The 20,310-nt window shown below is 65.0% G+C and carries 17 protein-coding genes; 9 read left to right on the top strand and 8 right to left on the bottom strand.

Going from position 1 to position 20,310, the window contains the following annotated elements; genetic code table 11:
• The first annotated feature begins 6 nt into the window (after positions 1-6).
• The gene (locus tag ABZ728_RS14730) at positions 7-3,264 is read left to right on the top strand and encodes an AAA family ATPase (protein ID WP_366656973.1); all 3,258 of its coding nucleotides are present in this window, start codon (positions 7-9) and stop codon (positions 3,262-3,264) included.
• An 18-nt stretch (positions 3,265-3,282) separates the two neighbouring features.
• Here ABZ728_RS14730 and ABZ728_RS14725 read toward each other — a convergent pair whose 3' ends face one another.
• On the bottom strand, positions 3,283-4,044 hold the full coding sequence (locus ABZ728_RS14725) for an SDR family oxidoreductase (RefSeq protein WP_366656972.1): 762 nt from the start codon (positions 4,042-4,044) through the stop codon (positions 3,283-3,285).
• A 185-nt stretch (positions 4,045-4,229) separates the two neighbouring features.
• On the opposite strand from ABZ728_RS14725, the gene ABZ728_RS14720 reads away from it, so the two are divergent.
• The 4 genes from ABZ728_RS14720 (at position 4,230) to truA (ending at position 7,969) form a co-directional block, all read left to right on the top strand.
• Entirely contained in the window at positions 4,230-5,540 is a 1,311-nt protein-coding gene (locus ABZ728_RS14720) for a HAMP domain-containing sensor histidine kinase (protein ID WP_366656971.1), read from the top strand.
• A gap of 148 nt (positions 5,541-5,688) precedes the next feature.
• Positions 5,689-6,204, top strand: coding sequence for a peptide deformylase (gene def, locus ABZ728_RS14715; protein WP_366656970.1), 516 nt, complete (start codon positions 5,689-5,691; stop codon positions 6,202-6,204).
• Positions 6,180-7,163: a methionyl-tRNA formyltransferase gene (fmt, locus tag ABZ728_RS14710; protein WP_366656969.1), complete on the top strand. Its 984-nt coding sequence runs from the start codon at positions 6,180-6,182 to the stop codon at positions 7,161-7,163. The genes def and fmt overlap by 25 nt, the downstream gene beginning before the upstream one ends.
• Entirely contained in the window at positions 7,160-7,969 is an 810-nt protein-coding gene (gene truA, locus ABZ728_RS14705) for a tRNA pseudouridine(38-40) synthase TruA (protein ID WP_366656968.1), read from the top strand. Before fmt ends, truA begins: the two co-directional genes overlap by 4 nt.
• 2 nt (positions 7,970-7,971) lie before the next feature.
• On the opposite strand, the gene ABZ728_RS14700 is transcribed toward truA, so the two are convergent.
• The 3 genes from ABZ728_RS14700 to ABZ728_RS14690 form a co-directional block, all read right to left on the bottom strand.
• Positions 7,972-9,885 carry a TRAP transporter fused permease subunit gene (locus ABZ728_RS14700; protein WP_366656967.1) on the bottom strand — a complete coding sequence of 638 codons (1,914 nt, stop codon included), beginning with the start codon at positions 9,883-9,885 and terminating at the stop codon, positions 7,972-7,974.
• Positions 9,886-10,014: 129 nt separating this feature from the next.
• Positions 10,015-10,980, bottom strand: a complete 966-nt coding sequence (locus ABZ728_RS14695; protein WP_366656966.1) for a TAXI family TRAP transporter solute-binding subunit — start codon at positions 10,978-10,980, stop codon at positions 10,015-10,017.
• 64 nt (positions 10,981-11,044) lie between these two features.
• Entirely contained in the window at positions 11,045-11,947 is a 903-nt protein-coding gene (locus ABZ728_RS14690; protein WP_366656965.1) for a fumarylacetoacetate hydrolase family protein, read from the bottom strand.
• Positions 11,948-12,106: 159 nt separating this feature from the next.
• Between ABZ728_RS14690 and ABZ728_RS14685 the strand changes: the two genes are divergently transcribed.
• Complete coding sequence (locus ABZ728_RS14685; RefSeq protein WP_366656964.1) at positions 12,107-12,805, top strand: FadR/GntR family transcriptional regulator; 699 nt, start codon at positions 12,107-12,109, stop codon at positions 12,803-12,805.
• A gap of 48 nt (positions 12,806-12,853) precedes the next feature.
• On the opposite strand, the gene dapE is transcribed toward ABZ728_RS14685, so the two are convergent.
• The gene (gene dapE, locus ABZ728_RS14680; RefSeq protein WP_366656963.1) at positions 12,854-14,038 is read right to left on the bottom strand and encodes a succinyl-diaminopimelate desuccinylase; all 1,185 of its coding nucleotides are present in this window, start codon (positions 14,036-14,038) and stop codon (positions 12,854-12,856) included.
• 43 nt (positions 14,039-14,081) lie between these two features.
• Positions 14,082-14,924, bottom strand: coding sequence for a 2,3,4,5-tetrahydropyridine-2,6-dicarboxylate N-succinyltransferase (gene dapD, locus ABZ728_RS14675; protein ID WP_366656962.1), 843 nt, complete (start codon positions 14,922-14,924; stop codon positions 14,082-14,084).
• A gap of 186 nt (positions 14,925-15,110) precedes the next feature.
• On the opposite strand from dapD, the gene ABZ728_RS14670 reads away from it, so the two are divergent.
• A complete protein-coding gene (locus tag ABZ728_RS14670) occupies positions 15,111-15,998 on the top strand; it encodes an alpha/beta hydrolase (RefSeq protein WP_366656961.1) in 888 nt (295 codons plus the stop codon).
• Positions 15,999-16,025: 27 nt separating this feature from the next.
• Here the strand turns inward: ABZ728_RS14670 and ABZ728_RS14665 are convergent, their stop codons facing one another.
• Positions 16,026-16,697, bottom strand: coding sequence for a pyrimidine 5'-nucleotidase (locus ABZ728_RS14665; protein ID WP_366656960.1), 672 nt, complete (start codon positions 16,695-16,697; stop codon positions 16,026-16,028).
• 231 nt (positions 16,698-16,928) lie between these two features.
• Between ABZ728_RS14665 and ABZ728_RS14660 the strand changes: the two genes are divergently transcribed.
• Positions 16,929-17,762, top strand: coding sequence for a PAS domain-containing protein (locus ABZ728_RS14660; RefSeq protein WP_366656959.1), 834 nt, complete (start codon positions 16,929-16,931; stop codon positions 17,760-17,762).
• Between the two features lie 2 nt (positions 17,763-17,764).
• On the top strand, positions 17,765-19,066 hold the full coding sequence (locus tag ABZ728_RS14655) for a DUF2336 domain-containing protein (protein WP_366656958.1): 1,302 nt from the start codon (positions 17,765-17,767) through the stop codon (positions 19,064-19,066).
• A gap of 37 nt (positions 19,067-19,103) precedes the next feature.
• Here the strand turns inward: ABZ728_RS14655 and ABZ728_RS14650 are convergent, their stop codons facing one another.
• Positions 19,104-20,285, bottom strand: a complete 1,182-nt coding sequence (locus tag ABZ728_RS14650; protein ID WP_366656957.1) for an amidohydrolase — start codon at positions 20,283-20,285, stop codon at positions 19,104-19,106.
• Between the last annotated feature and the right edge of the window lie 25 nt (positions 20,286-20,310).

Raw genomic sequence — 20,310 nt, 5'->3', positions numbered from 1 at the left:
AACGCCATGCATATTGCCGGCTGGCATGTTGACGGATTCGGCATCCTGAACAACTGGCGCGTCGATGACCTCGACGGCAAGCCGCTGATCGTCCAGGGCCGGAACGAGGCCGGCAAGAGTACACTGCTGGCCTTTCTTCAGGGCGTCCTGTTCGGCTTCCCCAAAGGCCGGAACGACCGGAAATACCACCCGCTCGCCGGCGGCACCCATGGCGGCCGAATCGTTCTGGCAACGCCGGACGGCGAGTTGACGATAGCGCGGGGCAAAAGCAGCCTGTCCGTCACGCGCGCGGACGGAACCGTCGAGCCTGAATCGGTACTCGAAACCGCCCTTGGCCACACGGACGCCAGAGTCTTCCGCAACGTTTTCGCTTTCGGACTCTGGGAGCTGGAATCCTTCAAGAGCCTTAATGCCGACGGCATCCGCGAGCAGCTCTTTTCCGCCGGACTGCTCGGCGCGGGCCGAAGCGCCAGCGCCGCTCTGGCTGAGTTGGATGGCCGGATCGAATCATTGCTGAAGCCGCGCTCTGGCCCGCTGAAGGAAATCGCCGACGAGATCGACCGCCTGAAGCGCAAGCTCGCCGAATCCCGCGCCAGCGTTGCCGACCACGCCGACCTGGCCCGCCGCGAGGAAGCGGCGGCCGCCGAAGCGGACGAGGCTCGCCGACGGGCGCGAAGCCACGAAGAGGCGGCTGCAAGGGCAGAACTTTTGCAGCGGCTATGGCCGGTCCAGGTGCGGATCGCCGAAGCCCGGAGCGAACTGGCAGCCGGCACTGACTGCGCGATCGACCTGCTGGCGTTGGAGGGCGAGATCAACGCCCTGATTGCCAGGACCGGCTCATGCCGCGAGCAGATCGCCGAATTCGAAACACGCGAAGCCAATCTGGCAAAGACGGTGGCATCGCTCGCCCCCGACCCGGCCATTGCCGGCGAACGCGAGGCTGTCGCCGCGGCCGTGGCCCATCTCGCTGCAATACGAGACAAGCACGAAGCCCGCGCGGCCCTTGAGGCCGAAGTGTCTGCCGCGCGCCGGCGACTGAATGAGGTTCTCGGCCGGCTCGGCCCCGACTGGTCGCCTGAGCGATTGACCGAGACCACCCTTGCCCTGGCCGACCGGAATGCCCTGACCGCCGCCCGTCAGCGCCGGGATGAGGCTGCCCGCACACTGACCGCTGCCCAACAAGCTGAAACCGCCGCCGAGGAAGCGGTCCAGGCGGCCGGGGACGCGGCCAACACCGCCGACGAGGCGGTCGACCGGTTGCCGTCCGCACCGACGGCCGAGGCGCTGGACGAACAGGACCGCCGCCTGCGCCACGCCCGGCAATTGACGCCGCGCGTCTCGGCCCGCGCCCGAGAGGCGGCCCAGGCGCAAGCAGCCCTGCAACAGGCCGAGCGGAACGTCGACGCCCATCCGCCGGACGCCTCGGGACCAGGCCGGGCCCTGCCTGTTCTGGCAGCAGGCATACTGGCGCTCTCGGCCGCCGGTTTCGGGTATGCCGCCTGGCCGGCCGCCGGCGAGGGCGTCGATGCCGCGACGGCCATCGCCAGCGCGCTCTGCCTCGTAGCGCTGGCCGCACTGATCGCCTGGATGCCGAAATTCCGGGCCGATCTCGCCGCACGTGCCGGCCGGCGGCAAGCCGCGCTGGACGCCCGCGACGCCGCACATATGGCTTTGCAACTGGCCGAACAGGCGGCAGCGGACACAGTGTCGGCCTGTCGCGATGCGCTCCGCGCCGCCGGTCTGGCCGACGCCGACAACACCGACCCCGACCATGCCGAAGTCATGGCGGAAAACGCGATCGCCGATGGCGAAGCCGCGATTGCCACGGCACGAACCGCGCGCCATCAGCGCGACCGCGCACTGGAACGACAGGCCGAAGCGCGGGAGAAACTGCGCCACGAGACCGCGCGCCGGGACAAGGCGATCGGGGCGCGACAAGACGCCGAACGCGGCGATGCCGAGGCCGAGGCCGAGTGGCGCCATATGCTGGCTGGTTGCGGCCTGCCGGACACGCTGACCACCGACGGCCTGACGGGCGCCCTGGCGCTGATCGATCAGGCAACCGACCGTGCCGCCGATGTGCGCCGCGAGGAAGATCGGCTGTCGGCCCTGGATGCACAACTGGAGGCGTGGCGCCGGGACATGGCGGCGCTGGCAGCGCGCCTTGAACTGTCGCCCCTGCCGGAATCCGTCAGCGCGGCGATCGCCGTGGCTGACAGCCTGACCCACCGCCTCAAGGGACACGACGCGACCGTCGACCGGCGGTCCAAACAACAAGACAGCCTGGAACGGGTTCAACAGGACCTGGAGAAGGTTCGCGCCCAGATGGCCTCGGCAAACGAGCGTCTGCGCGGCATCGCGGCGGAAGCCGGTCTTCCCGATCCGGACCACCTTCCTGCCGCGCTGCAGACTTCCCGCCGCCGCGCCACTCTGCAGGATGCGATACGGGCCGACGAAGCACAGCGCCGTGCGCAGGTCGGCGACGGCGATGCCGCCTCGTCGATACTGGCGGAACTCGAAACCGGCCAACTCGAAGCGTGGCGGGAATCCGAACAGATCGAGCGCGACGCGGCCGAGCAGGCGCGGACAGACGCCGATGCCGCGTTCGAAAGATCGGTGGAACTGCGCACCGAACGGGAACAGGTCGAAGCCTCGGCTGACATTCCCGCACTGGAGAACGCGCTGGCCGGCCACCGGGAGGCCTTTGAGAATGGTTTGGCCGAGTGGCGCGAGGTTACCCTGGCCGCCCGGCTGATCCGCGACACGCTGGCCGATTTCCAGAAGGCGCGGCAGCCCGCCGTGCTGCAAAAGGCCGGGCTCCACTTCCGCCGCGTGACGGGTGGGCGCTATTCGCGTGTGTTGCAGGATCCGCAGAACGAGGGCGCGATCCTGGTCGAACCCGAATCCGGCCTGCCGATCACCGACGACGCCCTCAGCCGGGGGACCGCCGAACAGCTCTATCTCGCCATGCGGCTGGGCCTGGTCGCCGATTATGGCGAGCGGCGCGCCCGGCTGCCGGTGATCGTGGACGACGTATTCGTGAACTTCGACCCGGCCCGCGCGCGGGCGATGGCGGAATCGTTCCTCGACCTGGCGCCCGAGCACCAGGTCATGATGTTCACCTGCCATCCCTGGGTCGTCGACACGTTCCGATCGATCGACCCGACGATCCGGGTCCTTGCGCTGCCAGACGCCAACGCTGACGCGAAAACCGGCGCCATATCCGATGCTACGTCCGCAGCAATGTCCGAAGCGACCGCCTAGCCCGCCAGGATATGCGCGCTAGATCGATCCCGCTTCGACCATGTAGTTGTTGGCGGTGCACATGGCCGCATCGTCCGACGCCAGGAACAGCACCATCCGGGCGAGATAGACAGGATCGATCAGGTCGGGCAGGCACTGGCGCTGGCGATGCTTCTCCAGGGCTTCGGGCGTCGCCCACAGGGATTTCTGCCGCTCGGTCATCACCCAGCCGGGAACAACCGTGTTGACGCGAATCCGATGGGGGCCGAGGTCGCGGGCAAAAGACCGCGTCATGCCGTGCACCGCTGCCTTCGACGACGTATAGACGGGCATACCACCGGCCCCTTCCCACCAGGAATTGGAGCCGAAATTGATGATCGACCCCTTGCCGGCCGCGATCATGTCCGGCGCCACAGCCTGAATGGCGAAAAACATGTGTCGCAGGTTGGTCGCGATGCGCTCGTCGTAGTAATCGGGCGTCACCTCGGTCCAGGGATGCCGGTCGTCCCGCGCGGCGTTGTTTACGAGCACAGTGGCCGGACCGAGCGCCGACTTCAGGGCTGCGATGGACGATTTCAAAGCATCGATGTCCCGCAGATCACATTTTTCGAAAGCAAATGGCAGGCCGCGCCCGTCCATTTCCGCCTTTTTGGCCGCACCACGGTCTCCGTCCAGGTCGATCATGCCGACGCGCGATCCCTGAGCGGCGAACGCCTCGACGACTTCCGCGCCGATTCCCGACGCTCCACCGGTCACGATGACAGTGGTATTCTTCAGGCTTGGATAAATGGCAAACGACATGGGCATCCTCCCGTACTGGATTATTTGAGCGCGATCTTGCCAGAGCATGCACACTCGGGGAAGCGCGCACGTCCGCAGGAAGCAAATTCGCTATTGTGGCATTAACTTTTTCGTATGCGTTGATGACTTACGATTCGGCCTTTAACGTTCATTCGTGCAATTTTGCTAATATTGATGAGGGCGGCGTGGCGGAAACCATTGATGCAGCGACCGGCACCCCCGACCGCCGCGAGGCGATTCTCTCCGCCATTGGCGCGAATGCCAGCCGCCTCTTGCAGGATGGAGACTGGCACCCGGCCATCCGTGAGATCCTGGAGCAGCTCGGCCGAGGGGCGGGCGTGGGGACCGTCCGGATCGAACCGATCTCGCCGGCCGCGCGCGACAGCAACGACGTGCTGATATGGTCCGCCGACCGTGGGGTGAGTGTTGTGCCCCCGGCCGACAGGAGCCGACGCGGCGAACAGGTCGACTGGGCATCGGCGATAGCCGACCGTAATCTGGCACCCTGGGGCGACGCCCTGCAGAGCGGCGAAACCATCGTCGGTCGGCGCGACCGCGTCGAAGCCGAAATGCAGGCATGGATGGCCGAATGCGGACTCGGCAGCGTATGCGCCGTCCCGGTCATGGAGGCAGGCCATCTGTGGGGCATCGTATCGTTCGAAAGCGCCGATGCGGCGACCGACTGGCCCCGACCGGTGGTGGATGCCATCGAGACCGCCTGCGCCTTTGTCGGCGGTGCCCTGACACTGGCCGCAACCCGGCGGGCCGTGATCGTCGCCCGCCAGCAGGCCGAGGACGCCAATCGGACGAAATCGGAATTCCTGGCCAATATGAGCCACGAACTGCGAACGCCGCTGAACGCAATCATCGGCTTTTCGGAGCTGATCGCCACCGAGGCGCTGGGCGCCTTCTCGCGCGAGCGCTATTTCGATTATATTCGCGACATCCATGACAGCGCGCAGCATCTCCTGGAAATGATCAACGAGGTTCTGGACCTGAGCAAGGTTGAAGCCGGCCGAATGTCAGTGGAACCCGAAGCCATCGCTGCCGCCGACATCGTCCGCACATGCATGAGGATCGTCAGACCCCAGGCCGCGAAGCGCGACCTGACGCTGACCGACGACGTCGCCGAGGCAATGACGCCATTGGCAGCAGACCCCAGGCTGCTGCGTCAGATGCTCTTGAATCTCATGTCCAATGCCATCAAATTTACACCGCGTGGCGGAACCGTCGGCGTTACGGCGCGCATGGTCGATGGCAAGGTAGCGATCAAGGTCACCGATTCCGGAATCGGCATGTCCGCTGAAGAAGTCGCGATCGCGATGGAGCGATTCGGCAGAGTGGCCACGACCGAGATTTCCGCTGCCCCCGGCACCGGCCTCGGCCTGCCGCTGGTGCATGCCTTTGCGTCGATTCAGAACGCCACCATGTCGATCGACAGCCGCCCCGGCGAGGGAACGTCGGTTACGCTGACCTTTCCCTCGGCAGAGTTGTGATCGACGGCGGCGGATTCCTGCAGACCCGCCCGCTGGCGAGGCTTGACGGGAACGGGCCCCTCCAATAAGGGTCTGCAATCATCATTTTCGCGCGTCGCACATCGGCGCGCGCGGATTTGTTCGAGCAAGAGTTCAAGAGTTCCGGCAAATGGCCATACATGAAATCAGGTTAATCCCGGACCCGGCGCTGAAGCAGGCCTGTCAACCGGTCAGCGAAATCGATGACGGGATTCTGCGTCTTATGGACGACATGCTCGATACGATGTACGACGCACCAGGCATCGGCCTCGCCGCGCCGCAAATCGGCGTCTTCAAGCGCGTCGTGGTCATGGATGTCGCGGAAAAGGGCGCCGACCCGGCTCCCATGCGGTTGATCAATCCTGAAATCCTCTGGACGTCGGAAGATCTGGTGACCACGCAGGAAGGGTGCCTTTCGGTGCCCGAGCAATACGCGGACGTGACGCGCCCGGCACAGGTCAGGATCGCTTATCTCGACGAGACCGGTACCCGCCGTGAGCTGGAAGGCGATGGCATTCTTTCCGTCTGCATCCAGCACGAGATCGACCACCTGGACGGCGTCCTGTTCACCGACCATCTGTCGACCCTGAAACGCAACATGATCATGCGCAAGGTGGCGAAATGGAAGAAGGGTCGGGCCGCGTGACCCACCGGCTTCGGCTCGCATTCATGGGCACGCCGGATTTCGCCGTCCCCAGCCTGACGGCGCTGATCGCGGCCGGTCACGAGATCGCCGCCGTCTATACTCAACCCCCGCGCCCGGCCGGCCGGGGTCAGAAACAACGGCCGTCACCCGTTCAGCAAAAGGCCGAAGCACTTGGGCTGCCGGTGCGGCACCCATCCGGACTGCGCGGCGCGGACGAACAGCAGGCGTTCGCCGATCTGGAACTCGACGCGGCGGTCGTCGCAGCCTATGGCCTGATTCTGCCACTGCCGATCCTGTCCGCGCCCCGCTATGGCTGCATCAACGTTCATGCCAGTCTGCTGCCCCGGTGGCGCGGTGCGGCGCCCATTCACAGGGCGATCCTGGCTGGCGACACCGAGACCGGCGTCACCATCATGATGATGGCCGAAGGGCTCGATACCGGCGATATGCTGACATGGCGGTCAGTGCCCATCACGCCGGAAACAACGACACCGGGCCTCCACGATCGCCTCGCGGCTCTGGGCGCCCACCTTTTGCCGGGCGCGCTCGACGGCCTGGTTTCCGGAACCTTGACGCCGACGCCGCAGCCCGATGATGGCGTGACCTATGCCGCAAAGATCTCGCGCACCGAGGGGCAGATCGATTGGTCCAGCGCGGAGTACGCCGACCGGCAGGTGCGTGCGCTGTCTCCTTTCCCCGGCGCCTGGTTCGCGCATGCGGGTGAGACGATCAAGCTGAAAAAGGTCGAGCGTCTGCCGGCCGTTACCCGTGGCCGGCCGGGTGAAATCCTCGACGACGTTCTGACCGTCGCCTGCGGTGATGGTCAGGCCCTGCGCTTGCTCACCTTGCAGCGGCCCGGGCGCTCGCCCACCGATGCGGCGGCTTTTCTTCGCGGCTATCCGGGCGACCTGTCGCCCGGCACCGTCCTTGGCGCGCCGGCAGAGAACGACACCCCGTGACACGCTACAAGCTGACCATCGAATATGACGGGCGTCCGTTCGTCGGCTGGCAGCGTCAGGCCAACGGCCAGTCGATACAGGAGACGCTGGAAACCGCGATTCACAAATTCTGCGGCGAGCAGCGGTCGGTTCAGGGTGCCGGGCGCACGGATTCCGGCGTTCATGCCCTGGGACAAGTCGCCCATGTCGATATCGATCGCCCCAGCCGTCCGGATGTCGTCCGCGACGCCATCAACTTTCATCTGAGGCCGGCGCCCGTTGCCGTCATCGCCGCCGAGGAGGCGCCCCCCGGTTTCAACGCCCGGACATCGGCGCTTCAGCGCCGGTATCTCTATCGCGTGATCAATCGTCGCGCGCCGCTGGTGCTCGATCGGGGGCTGGCGTGGCAGGTCCAGGGCGAGATCGATATCGATGCCATGCGAACCGGGGCGGCGGCGATGATCGGACACCATGATTTCACCAGTTTCCGGGCATCGGAATGCCAGGCGTCGTCGCCCATGCGGACCATGGACTCGATCCGCATCATCGATGGTGACACCGCGCAGCCGGCGCTCTTCACCGCCGCACAGGCGGGCGACGAGATCGTATTCGAGGTCAAGGCCCGATCGTTCCTGCAGAACCAGGTCCGCATCATCGTGGGCACGCTGATCAAGGTCGGCCAGGGCCGATGGGATTCCGGCGCCGTCGCCCGCGCCCTGGCCGCCCGCGAGCGCGCCGCCGCCGGCCCGACCGCCCCCGCAGACGGGCTCTATTTTGCCGATGTCGCCTATCCGAAGCCGGAAGACGATCAGCCGAACGACCGATAGGCTCAGCCGGCCACCGGCGCCATGCTCGACCGCCGCATGAACCAGATTGCCGCAACGCCAAGCAGCGCGAGCCCGTCGATCCAGAGCGGGACCGGCACGAACAGGACAGCGGCCAACACGATCATTGCCGCCCGGGAGCCCCGGTCCAGCGACCCGCCCAGCCAGGACAGTCCCTGCAATGCCGTTGCCAGCGCGATGCTGCCGACCAGGAACGCGGCCGTTCGGTGAACGATGGCGGGCACCTCGCCGATCATCAGGATTTCAGGCGTATAGGCGAAGGCGAACGGGATAATGACGAGCGTCGCGCCGAATTTCAGGGCCGCGAATCCCGTTCGCATCGGGTTGGAATCGGCGATGGCCGCGGCGGCATAGGCCGAGACGCAGACGGGCGGCGTGATGTTGGAAAGGCAGGCGGCATAGAATACCGCCAGATGCGCCGCAATCAGCGGCACGCCCAGATTGACCAGCGCCGGCGCCGCCACGACGGACAGGATGATATATGACCCGGTTGTGGAGCTTCCCATCCCGATGATGATCGAGATCAACGTCACCATGATGACGGCCGGCAGCAACTGCCCGCCGGCGAAGTCGATGAGGACGGCGGAGAATTTCAGCCCCAGACCCGCCAGGACGATGCCGCCGATGATAATGCCCAGGGTGCCGATCGCCGCACCGGCGGATGTATTGCTCTGCCCCGCCCAGGACATGGCATGGAACAGCTTCCTTGGCCCCATGCGGGTTTCACGACGCAGCCACGAGAGCGCGAAGGCCGCGACCGTTCCCCAGAAGGCACCGAAATCGGGCGAATAGCCGATGAACAGCAGGCCGATTACGACCACCAGCGGCAGGAAGAAGAACCAGCCGCGCCGCATTACGCCCGACACGGACGGAATATCGGACGGCGGCAGCCCCTTGATCCCGGTCCGCAGCGCTTCCAGATCGATCATCAACATCAGAAAGATGAAGAACAGCGCCGCCGGAATGATGTTCATCAGCGCGATGGTCAGATAGCTCGTCTGTGTCAATGTCGCCAGGATGAACACGCCGGCCCCCATTACCGGAGGCATGAACTGCCCTCCGGTTGACGCGATGGCCTCGATCGCACCGGCATTGTGCGGCTTGAAGCCGGTGCGCTTCATCAGCGGAATGGTGAAACTGCCGGTCGTCACGGTGTTGGCCACCGACGAACCCGAGATCGAGCCGAACAGGGCCGATGTCAGGACCGCGATCTTTGCCGGTCCACCGCGCCAGCGCCCGGCAACGGCGGTGCCCAGTTCCATGAAGAAGGTGCCGGCGCCGGATCGCTCCAGAAACGCGCCGAAGATCATGAACGGAAAGACGAAGGTCGCGAATGTGGCCGTCACGACGCCGAAGATCGCCTCCTGCGTCGAAAAGGTAAACTCCAGGATCCGTTCGACCGACATGCCCGAATGCGCCAGCTTTCCCGGCAACCAGGCGCCGAGATAAAGCTGGGCGAGAAAGGCCACTGCGATAAACACCAGGGCGGAGCCGAGGACGCGGCGGCTCGTTTCCAGCATGGTGACGATTGCCACCGCCCCCATGATCAGGTCGGTCTGGTTCGGAGAACTGACCCTGAACATGGCATAGGATACGTACTGGTCCATCCAGTAAGTAATCGTGATCACAGCCGCCGCTATCCAGACCAGGTCGACAATCGTCGCTCGATCCGTCGGCGAACGCCGTGTGGCCGGGAACAGCAGAAAGACGAGCACCGAGGTCAGCATCAGATAGACGCCGCGGTTGCTCTCGGTGGAAACCAGTCCGAAGCCCGAGGTATAGAGGTAGAATCCGGCAAATCCGGCCGCGATCAGCCGAAAAGCGATGGCGAACGGCCCCGTCAGGCGCCGCTTCGGTCCCGCGACCGGCCCGAACCAGGGGGAAGCTGTCTCAGTCATGGCGGCGTTCGTCACTGGCGTTGCCCTGGACTCCGGAGGTGTCGGGCCCCTCGCCCCACACTGGCAATCGCCCGCGCGGCTGTTCATTTCCGCGCGGGCGACGATCTTACGCTTTTACTGCGGCAGGGATCACTCTTCCCACATGCCATTGGCCCGATAATAGGCTTCGGCACCCGGGTGCATCGGCGCGCCCAGCGCGAGGAAATTCGCGGTGTCGGGCTCCATTTGCGCCCAGGCCGCATGCCCCTCGGCAAGCCGCTGGCGGTTCTCGTCGGTATAGGCGACCTCAAGCATGTCCTCGACGACATCGGCGTCGACCCGCTCATGCGCGACCCAATAGACCGTCATGAACGGCATTTGCGTTTCCGGGACGCCGGTATAGACATCGTCGGCAAGACGGCCGGTATTATAGAACGGATACATCTCCTGGATGGTCGCCATCTGCTCGTCGCTGTATTCCAGGACGCGCACGCCCTGGGTCTCCGCCAGTTCGGACACTGCCGCTGCCGGTGCGGACGATTGGCAGAACGCGTCGATCTGATTGTTGCCCAGCGCCCGGCCCGCATCGGCAAAGGTCATCATCTCCGGCTCGATGTCGTCGAGCATGCCAAGCGCGCGAAGCATGTTCGAGCAATTGAAGACCGTCCCGGAACCCGGCGGGCCCAACGCAACATTGGCACCGGCCAGATCGTCGATCGTTTCAATGTCGGAGCCTTCGAGCGTGACGAAATAGGTCGGGCCCTCGTAAGCCTTGGCCACCCCGCGCAGCATGTCACCCGTGGCGTCGTTCTCGAACGGCCCCTCGTTGTTCAGCGACATATAGACATGCGCCCCGTAGACGATCCCCATGTCGAGTTCGCCGCTGACCAGCCGTTTGGCGTTTTCCGTCGAACCGCCGGTCGTTACCTGGGTCACGTTCAGCCCGTCAACCTGCTCGGAAAACAGCGTGCCCGCGACACCGACCATGTAATACATGACACCGCCGGGGTTCGAGCCGCCCCACGCGACCTGCGTCTGCGCTGCGGCCGGCGTGGCGGCCATTGCCGCCGCGAAACCGGCCGAGACCAGCGCCGTGGTCAACATATATTTCTTCATGAGTATTTCCTCCTCCGCTTTGATGTTCTTGTATTCGGCCCCGTTTATTCAGACGGGGCCGGCGTTACGAGACTGGATTGGTCAACGTCCCGATGGGTTCGATCGTGACGGCAACGCTGTCGCCGGCCTTGAGATAGCGCGGCGGATCGAAGCCGATCCCGACGCCGGCAGGCGTTCCGGTTGCGATCACATCGCCCGGCTCCAGCCGGATACCGTGGGAGATGGTTTCGATCAGCATCGGAATGTCGAACACCAGATCGGCGACCGAAGCCTTTTGCCGAACCTCGCCGTTGACCGTGGTCACGAGTTCGAGCGCCTCGACATCCTCGATCTCGTCCGCCGTCACCAGACACGGACCCATGGGGCAATAGCCATCGATGCTCTTGCCCAGGAACCACTGCTTGTGGGCGTGTTGAATCGTTCGCGCCGTCACATCGTTGACGATGGTATAACCGTAAACGTGTTCCAGGGCCCGGTCGCGCGCGATGCCCCGGCCGCCGACGCCGATGACGACGGCCAGCTCGCCCTCGTAATCGGTCGAACCGGTCGGGTCGAGACGGGTGTCGATGACGGCACCCGGCGCGGCGATGCTCGTATGGGCCTTGGTGAAGATCACGGGCTTGTCGGGAACGGCCGCGGCACCGGCCGCGCTGGAGGCATCGAAGCCGCTGGAATGAAATTCCACCGCATGAGCGTAGTAGTTCTTGCCGACGCACATGATATTCTTGGCGGGACGGGATATGGGAGCACCGATTACGATGTCCGCCAAAGCGTACCGCTTCGGCGTGCCCATCACATAGGCCCGCGCCTTGTCCAGACCCGCTTTGCCCATCCGGATGAAGCTTTCCATCGAATCGGCCAGACCGCCATCGGTCAGGTCCGCGACAGTTGCGTCTCCATCGTCGCAGGCACCCACATGGGCGGGAGACTCCGGGGTGGACGACAGGGTAAAGGTGACGAGCTTCATTGCAGTTTGACCCAATTCGTGATTGGACTAATATTGGATAGCCTTTTTCCTAAGAAACCTCATGTCAATGCCGCAGTCAAGCACATTTCGGACATAATATTTGATCCATTCCGATAATTGGACTATTTTTGGTCCGTTGTGAAGGAGAATCGAGGCGCCATGCGCAGCACGGAACTTGCGGAATCGCTCCGCGCCTACATTGCCGACGGCGGCTTCGGGCCGGGGGATCGCCTGCCGGCCGAACGCGAATTGATCAAGGTTCTCGGCGGCAGCCGCGGGACGATGCGGCGTGCGATGGACAGACTGCGCGACGACGGCGTGCTGTGGCGGGGCGTCGGCCAGGGCACATTCGTCGGCAGGCGCATGGACGGCAGGACGGCCGATGCAGCCCCGTTCGCCCATCAGCCGTCAGCCCGCCCCACGGCCGCACTTAACACGACCAATCCGGCCGAGGTGCTGGAAGCCCGCAGCGTTCTGGAACCGCGAATCACCGCGATTGCCGCCCTTCGGGCGACGCCGGACGATATCGAACGAATGGACGAAGCGATCAGCCAGTCAGAGCGGGCATCAAGCCTGCTGCAGTTCGAGCATTGGGACAGTGCTTTTCATGGCATCGTCGCGACGGCCTGCAACAATTCGATGCTGCTGACACTGTTCGAAACCCTGAACCAGGCGCGAAGCGATTCCATGTGGGGGCGTCTGAAGCAGGCATCGCTGACACCGGAACGGATCAGCGCCTATATCCTGCAGCACAGGGCCGTTCGCGACGCGATCGCCGACCGCGACCGCACCGCGGCCGAAGCGGCGATGCGCGACCATTTGCGCGTGGTCGCCGCAAACATGCTGGGAGAGTCGTAGGATCGGACGCCCTGAACATCTTTGACCAGGTGCCGGGACCCGCGATGTTCAGACCAATGGCTCGCCGCGTGCCACCCGCGTGATCAGCGCCTGATATACTGCAGTCAGGGCTTCGAGATCGGCCACCGGCGTCTGCTCGTTCGTCTTGTGGATGGTGGCGTTGTTCAGCCCGAACTCGACCACCGGGCAGTGATGCCTGATGAAACGGGCGTCGGAACTGCCGCCCGATGTGCTGTAGGCCGGCCGGCTCCCCGTTGCATCGGCGACTGAAGACGCCACCAGTTCGGTAAAGACGCCCGGCTCGGTCAGGAAGTTCTCACCACTCACATGCCACCGGATGGCGTAATCGCGATCGACGGCGTCCAGTTTTTCGCAGATCAGCGCCTGCAGGGACGCGCTGGTATGGCGGTCGTTGAAGCGGGTGTTGATCGTTGCAGCAGCACGGGGCGGCACGACATTGACGGTCGGGTTGCCGACATCCACGGTGACGACCTGCAGGCTGGTCGGATCGAAATGATCGGTAGCTTCATCGATCGGCGCCGCCGTCAGCGCGTGCAACAGGGCGATCATGCGGTGGACAGCGTTATCCTCGGACCTCGCATAGGCGGCATGAGCCTGGGCGCCCTCGACCGACAGAAATCCGGACATCGAGCCGCGGCGGCCGATCTTCATCGTGTCGCCGATGCGCGTGGCGTTGGTCGGTTCACCGACGACACAGGCGTCGATCCGCTCCCCCCGGTCGGCGAGCCATTCCAGGACCCGGCGCGTTCCGTTGAAAGCCGGGCCCTCCTCGTCGCCCGTGATCAGCAACGACAGCGAAAACCCTGATGGCGTCCAACGGCCATCGGGCCCCGCGAGTGACGTTGCCATGCGGCCGACCGCAGCGATAAAGGACGCAACTGCACCCTTCATGTCGACAGCGCCGCGGCCATAAAGAATGCCGTCGTGGATTTCGGCCGCGAAAGGTGGATGGGTCCAATCGGCCTCGTCGCCGGGCGGCACGACATCGGTGTGACCGGCAAAGCAGAGGTTCGGCCCCTCGGTGCCGAGACGGGCGTACAGATTCTCGATCGGGGGATCGCCCGCCTCGCCCAGCGTCAGACGGTGACACTCGAAGCCCAGCGTCGACAGGGCGGTTTCGACGACGTCCATCGCGCCGCTGTCGTCGGGTGTGACGCTGCGGCACCGGATCAGATCACGGGCCAGTTCGACGGGATCGGTGCGCGGCGCCATTGGCAGGATTCGCTTTCGGATGTCTGAACGGAAGGTTCGGGCGTCAGTCGCGCAGCAACTCGTTGACGCTGGTCTTGGCGCGCGTCTGCTCGTCGACCCGCTTGACGATGACCGCACAATAAAGCGCCGGCCCCGGCGATCCGTCCGGAAGCGGCTTGCCCGGCATGGTGCCCGGCACGACGACGGAGTAGGCCGGCACGCGGCCGCGGAACGTTTCTCCCGTTTCGCGATCGACGATCTTCGTCGAGGCTCCGAGATAAACGCCCATCGACAGCACCGCGCCTTCTTCGACGATCACGCCTTCGGCCACTTCGGACCGGGCGCCGATGAAACAGCCGTCCTCGATGATGACCGGTCCCGCCTGCAACGGTTCCAGCACGCCGCCGATGCCGGCGCCGCCGGACAGATGGACGTTCCGGCCGATCTGCGCGCAGGAGCCGACCGTTGCCCAGGTATCGATCATCGTTCCGCTATCGACGCGGGCGCCGATATTCACGAAGCTCGGCATCAGGATCACGCTCGGCGCGATATAGGCCGAGCGCCGGACCACCGCCGTCGGCACGGTACGGAAGCCGGCACTTTCGAAATCCGCCGCGCCCCAGCCGTCGAATTTCGACGGCACCTTGTCCCACCACGCCGTGCCGCCGGGACCGTTGCCGATCGTCGTCATCGGGCTCAGGCGGAACGACAGCAGAACCGCCTTTTTCAGCCACTGATTGACCTGCCATGTGCCGTCGATTTTTTCGGCGACGCGCATCGCGCCGCTGTCCAGACCGTTCAGCGCCGCCTCAACCGCTTCGCGGGTTTCACCTGCCGTGGAAACCGTGATCGCGTCACGGCTTTCCCAAGCGCTTTCGATTACCTGCTGAAGCGTGTCCGGCGTCATGTCATGTCCGTAAATGGTCGTTGGATCGATGTCCGAGAGGAAGCGCGACTACCATGATCAAGCCCCCGTCCAATGTCAATCGCACCCGGACCGGGTTCGGTGCACGCCTGTGCTCTTTCCGGTCGGTTGCCGGCATATGCATACTGGCGGCTCTGCGCCAGAACCATCAAACCGGGATCACCCTCAATGACGGCCTTTTTCGACGGCTTCCGCACCGAGACCATGGACATCCAGGGCCGCCGCGTCCGGTTCCGGCGCGGCGGATCAGGTCCGCCGCTGATCCTGCTGCACGGCAATCCCCAGACCCATGCCATGTGGCATGCCGTGGCGCCGGATCTGGCTGCGGCATTCGACGTCATCTGCCCCGATCTGCGCGGCTATGGAGGATCGTGGAAACCGGCCGCGAGCACCGATCACGCGCCCTATGCCAAGCGCGAAATGGCGGCGGAGATCGTCGAGTTGGCGGCAACGCTTGGCCATGACAGCTTTTTGCTGGCCGGTCATGATCGTGGCGCGCGTGTCGCGCACCGGCTTGCCATCGATCATCCCGACCGCGTCCGGCGCCTTGCCGTACTCGACATCGTTCCGACGCTGGAGCATTTCGAGCGGGCCGATATGAAGTTTGCGATGGGGTATTACCACTGGTTCTGGCTGGCTCAGCCCCACCCCTTTCCGGAAACGCTGATCAATGCCGCACCCGATGCCTGGTTCGCGGCCCACACCTCACGAGAGCCCAAGCCGCCGGGATTCTTCCACCCCGAAGCCCTTGCCGATTATTTGGCGGCGGTGCGCTCGCCGGACATGATCACCGGCATGTGCGAGGATTATCGCGCGGCGGCGACAATCGACATGGATCACGACCGGACGAGCCGTGCCGAAGACCGCAAGGTCCAGTGCCCGACGCGCGTTCTATGGGGCGACAAGGGCAAGATCGGGCAATGGTACGACCCGCTCGCGATCTGGACCCGGTATTGCGAGGTTGCACCGACCGGCGGGTCCGTGCCCACTGGCCACTATCTGGCCGAGGAAGCGCCGGAGGCCGTCGTCGACGAATTCAGGCGCTTTTTCGGATGAGGCCGGACCAAACGCTCGCCACAGGCATCAGGTGATCCGCCCGCGCGCCCGCTCGCTCAACCAGCCGGCGAGATCGTGGACGACATGGTGAATATGGGCCGTATCGTCGGGTTGGGCCCAATCCGGCCCGCCGGCGACCCAGACCGTCGTCATACCGAGCCGGTGCGGCACTTCGAGATTGCGCGCCATGTCCTCAACCATCGCGGCGCGCGCCGGTTCGATGGCAAATCGCGCGATCAGGGCGTCATAGGGGGCCGCCGCTGGCTTGGGCACATAGTCGCTGCCGACGATATCCATCACGCCGTCGAACAGATGGTCGATGCCGATATGCCCCAGCACCCGTTCGGCATGGCGTTCGGAGCCGTTGGTGAAGATCAGCTTGCGTCCGGGCAAGGCCTCCAGGGCCGTCACCAGATCATCTTGCGGCGCCAGCACCGACAGATCGATGTCGTGCACGAAATCCAGAAAATCGGCCGCCGCCACACCATGATCCGTCATCAACCCGCGCAACGTCGTGCCGTGTTCGCGGAACAGTTTCTTTTGCAGAAGTCGGGCCTCGTCGGGGGCCATGGCGAATCGCGCGGCGATGAATTCTCCCATCCGGCGGTCAACCTGATCGAACAGATTGGATGAGGCCGGATAGAGGGTGTTGTCCAGGTCAAAGACCCATGTCTCGATATGATCGACCCGGTCGCTCATGGTGTCTCGCTTCTGACGGACAGAATTGCAGGTGACGATCTGCGGCCGTGGTGCCAACCGCCGCATCGCGCCCGCAGGATACCTGCATGCCAGCGATACACAAAGAAATCCCGCGCCTTCTATCGATGCTTAACAGGACCTTCACCGGAGTGCGCTATGGAAGATATCGACCACTGCGTTGACGGTAATTGTTTGCAGGATGCCCCTTTCGTGTTCAAGCGGCTTTTCGGTATGTCACCCCCACCAGATCCCTCTGCGCCGACCGTGCCCCCGACGACCGGACCAGTGGCGCCGGACGCCGGGTCCGCTGTCGCCGTTGCCGGGATCGACGCGGCCGGGACGGGCGGTGGCGGCTGGCGGCCCGCCCCCATCGATGCTGTGGTGGAGCGTTACCCCGGCCCGTCGATCCTGCTCGACGCCGATCTGACTCCCATTCGCGTCGGGTCGGCGCTGACCGATCTCGGCCCCGGCCTGCTTGACGCCGAATGGGGCTGGGACCTGATCGAGTGGGCCGCCAGCGCCACCGAAACCGCCGGCGCCGCCAACCATACATCGACACTCGCAACCGATCGCGGGCCGACGATGATCGAATGGTCAGCCACTTTGCTGCCCGACGGCTGCCGACTGCTGCTGGGCCGCGACGTGACGCTGGAGCGGCATCTGCGCCAGGCGCTTGCCGATTCGCGGCAGCGATTCCGTGACATGGTCGATATGGCCTGCGATTTCTCGTTCGAGACCGACATCAATGGTCAGTTGGTCTACGTTTCGTCCGATGGTGCCCTCGGCTATCCGGCCGACGCCCTGATTGGCGCCCATTTCTCGGTGCTTCTGGCCCATGAGGGGCTGGAGCGCACGGCGTTCGAAGTACGGCGGCCAGTGCGCGCCGAACGGCTCGATCTTCTGCGCATCGACGGCACGCTGGTGGTCGGCGCCGTATCCGCCCGGCCGCTGCACGACGACCAGGACGAATGGGTCGGAGCGCGCGGCGTGGTCCTGCTGGTCGATCCTCCGCTGCCGTCCGAAGAGCGGCAGCCGGACGAGCGCCCCGCCCCGGAAGAGGCCTGAGCATGGCGCGGCCTCCGGAGGACCGCGACCCTTCCCTGCCGGCCTATGAATCCGCCAAGCGCAGGGCGACGGCCGCAACGGTCGACGATCGCCGCGATCTCGCCGCCCAGCCGGACGTTCCGCCGGAGATCCTGTATTTCCTGGCCGGTGACGTCGCCGCAGAGGTGCGGCTGGCCGTGGCGCAAAACCCGAACACTCCGCTCAAGGCCGATCTTCTGCTGACCGGCGATGCCGATCCGGCAATCTGCGCCGACCTGGTGCGCAAGACCGTGGCACGTCTGGCACCGAACGAAGAGACCAATCCCCCGCCGCTCGACCGGATCGTCAATGACATTCTGATGCAGATTGCCGCTGACCCAAGGCCGTCGATCCGGGCATTGCTGGCGCGGGCGACCCGGGAATGCCGGAACCTGCCAGCGAAAGTGGCGCTCGGACTTGCGCTCGACCGGGAAGGCCAGGTCGCGAGCCCAATGGTCGAGCACAGCCCGGTCCTGACCGACGACGATCTGCTGGCGGTCCTGAGATCGGCCCCACCACCGGGTGTTGCGGGATCGCTCGCCCGCCGCGACGGGTTGTCGACACGCGTCGCGGCCGGGATCGTCGAATCGGGCGACGCCGACGCGATCGGCAGCCTGCTCGCCAATCAATCGGCCCAGATCCGCGAAGAAACACTCGACGCCATTCTGGAGCGGGCGCCGGACCACCCCGCGTGGCACCGGCCGCTGGTCTATCGCCCTGCCCTGACCGGCAGCGCCATGCGCACGCTTTCCCGCTTCGTTGCCGCCGGCCTGATCGAGGCAATGCGGAGCCGCTCCGATATCGATCCCGACACGGCCGATGCCCTGACCGAAATGTTGCGCACGCGCCTGACGTCGGAAAGCCACCCGCTCGACCGGGGACCGCCCCTTGATGTCGTAAAGCCGGTCGGGTCGGCGGCAAAGTCCGCACCGGACCCGAACACCGCACGCCACCGCGCCGCCGACCTTCATGCGCGCGGTGTGTTAAGCAGTCAGGACATCGACGACGCGATCTTCGACGGCGACCGGCCGTTCGTCGCGGCGGCCCTGGCATTGCTGGCGGAGGTTCCGCATCACGCCGTGCAGGCAGTCCTCGACACGCGGAGCCCAAAAGGCATCGTCGCCCTGTGCTGGAAGGCCGGGCTGCCGGTCGGGATTGCGATCAAGGTTCAGACCCATATCGCCCGGGTGCAGCCGTCCGCCGTGCTGCATGCCCGCAATGGCACGGATTACCCGATGCCTGTGGCGGATCTGCGCCGGCAACTGGCATTCTTCGGCATCGAATAGCGACTTCGGTCGCTGGCTGATGCCTTGAGGCTGCCCCTCAGCCGCCCCCGTCCGCTGCCAGACGTTCGGTCAGGCTGACCAGAAATTCGGTGCCGATGGTCAATGCCGCGTCGTTGAAATCGTATCGTGGATCGTGAAGTTGCGGTCCGTCGCCATCGGGCGGCCCACCGCCGATCCAGATCTGGGCGCCGGGCTTATGACGCAGCATGAAGGCGAAGTCCTCCGATCCCATTACGGGCGGATGCCGTCCATAAATGCGATCCTCGCCGACAACGCCCGCCGCCACTTCGGCCGCCAACGCCGTGTTCTCGGCGCGGTTGACGAGAACCGGATAGCCCAGGTGCTGTTTCACCGCGATTTCGGCTTCGAACATCGTTTCGTATCCGGAACACAACCGGCTCAGAGCCGAACGCAGGCGGTCCATGACACTGTCGTCGAGCGCGCGCATCGTGCCGGAAAGCGTCGCCGCAGAAGGGATTACATTGTAGCTGTCGCCGGAACGGATCCTGGTGACGGTGATCATTGCCTCTTCGTAGGAATCGGTGGACCGCCGGACGAGGGATTCCAGCTCCTGCTGCAAACGGCACGCGATGCCGATCGGGTCGTTTGCGACATAGGGGCGAGCCGCATGGCCGCCTGTCCCCTGGATTTCGATGTCGAAATCTTCTACCGCCGACATCGCCGGCCCCGTCGTCCACGCAATCATGCCACACGGCAGATGGGGCGCGTTGTGCAGCGTCCAGACCGAGTCCATCGGGTGCTGCTCGAACAGGCCATCGCCGATCATGACATTGGCGCCGCCGCCCTTTTCCTCAGCGGGCTGAAAGATGAATGTCACCGTTCCGCCAAAGGCTGGGCTGCGCGAGAGATGCTTTGCGGCCCCCAACAGCATGGCTGTGTGGCCGTCATGCCCGCAGGCATGCATCACACCGTCATGGCGTGACGCCCACGAAGCACCGGTTTTCTCGGCTATCGGAAGCGCGTCGAGTTCGGCCCGCAAGCCGACAGAGGGCCCATCCCCCTGCTGCCCCGCCAGAACGCCGACGACGCCGGTTCCGCCCAGCCCCCGATGTACCCGCAGCCCCCAGGACTCGAGCTTTTCTGCGACGAAGTCGCCGGTCATGTGCTCGTGAAAGCCGAGTTCCGGATGGGCGTGGAGATGCCGTCGCCAGGCAATCATTTCCTTTTTCAGCCCGACGATTTCCTTGCGTATCGGCATGGCTCGTCCCTATCCAAGGTGAGGT

Origin of the sequence: Fodinicurvata sp. EGI_FJ10296 (assembly GCF_040712075.1) — a bacterium.
In the GTDB taxonomy this organism is placed as follows: domain Bacteria; phylum Pseudomonadota; class Alphaproteobacteria; order DSM-16000; family Inquilinaceae; genus JBFCVL01.
Note: the sequence above shows the minus strand (reverse complement) of the source record. Positions and strands in the feature narration are given on the sequence as shown.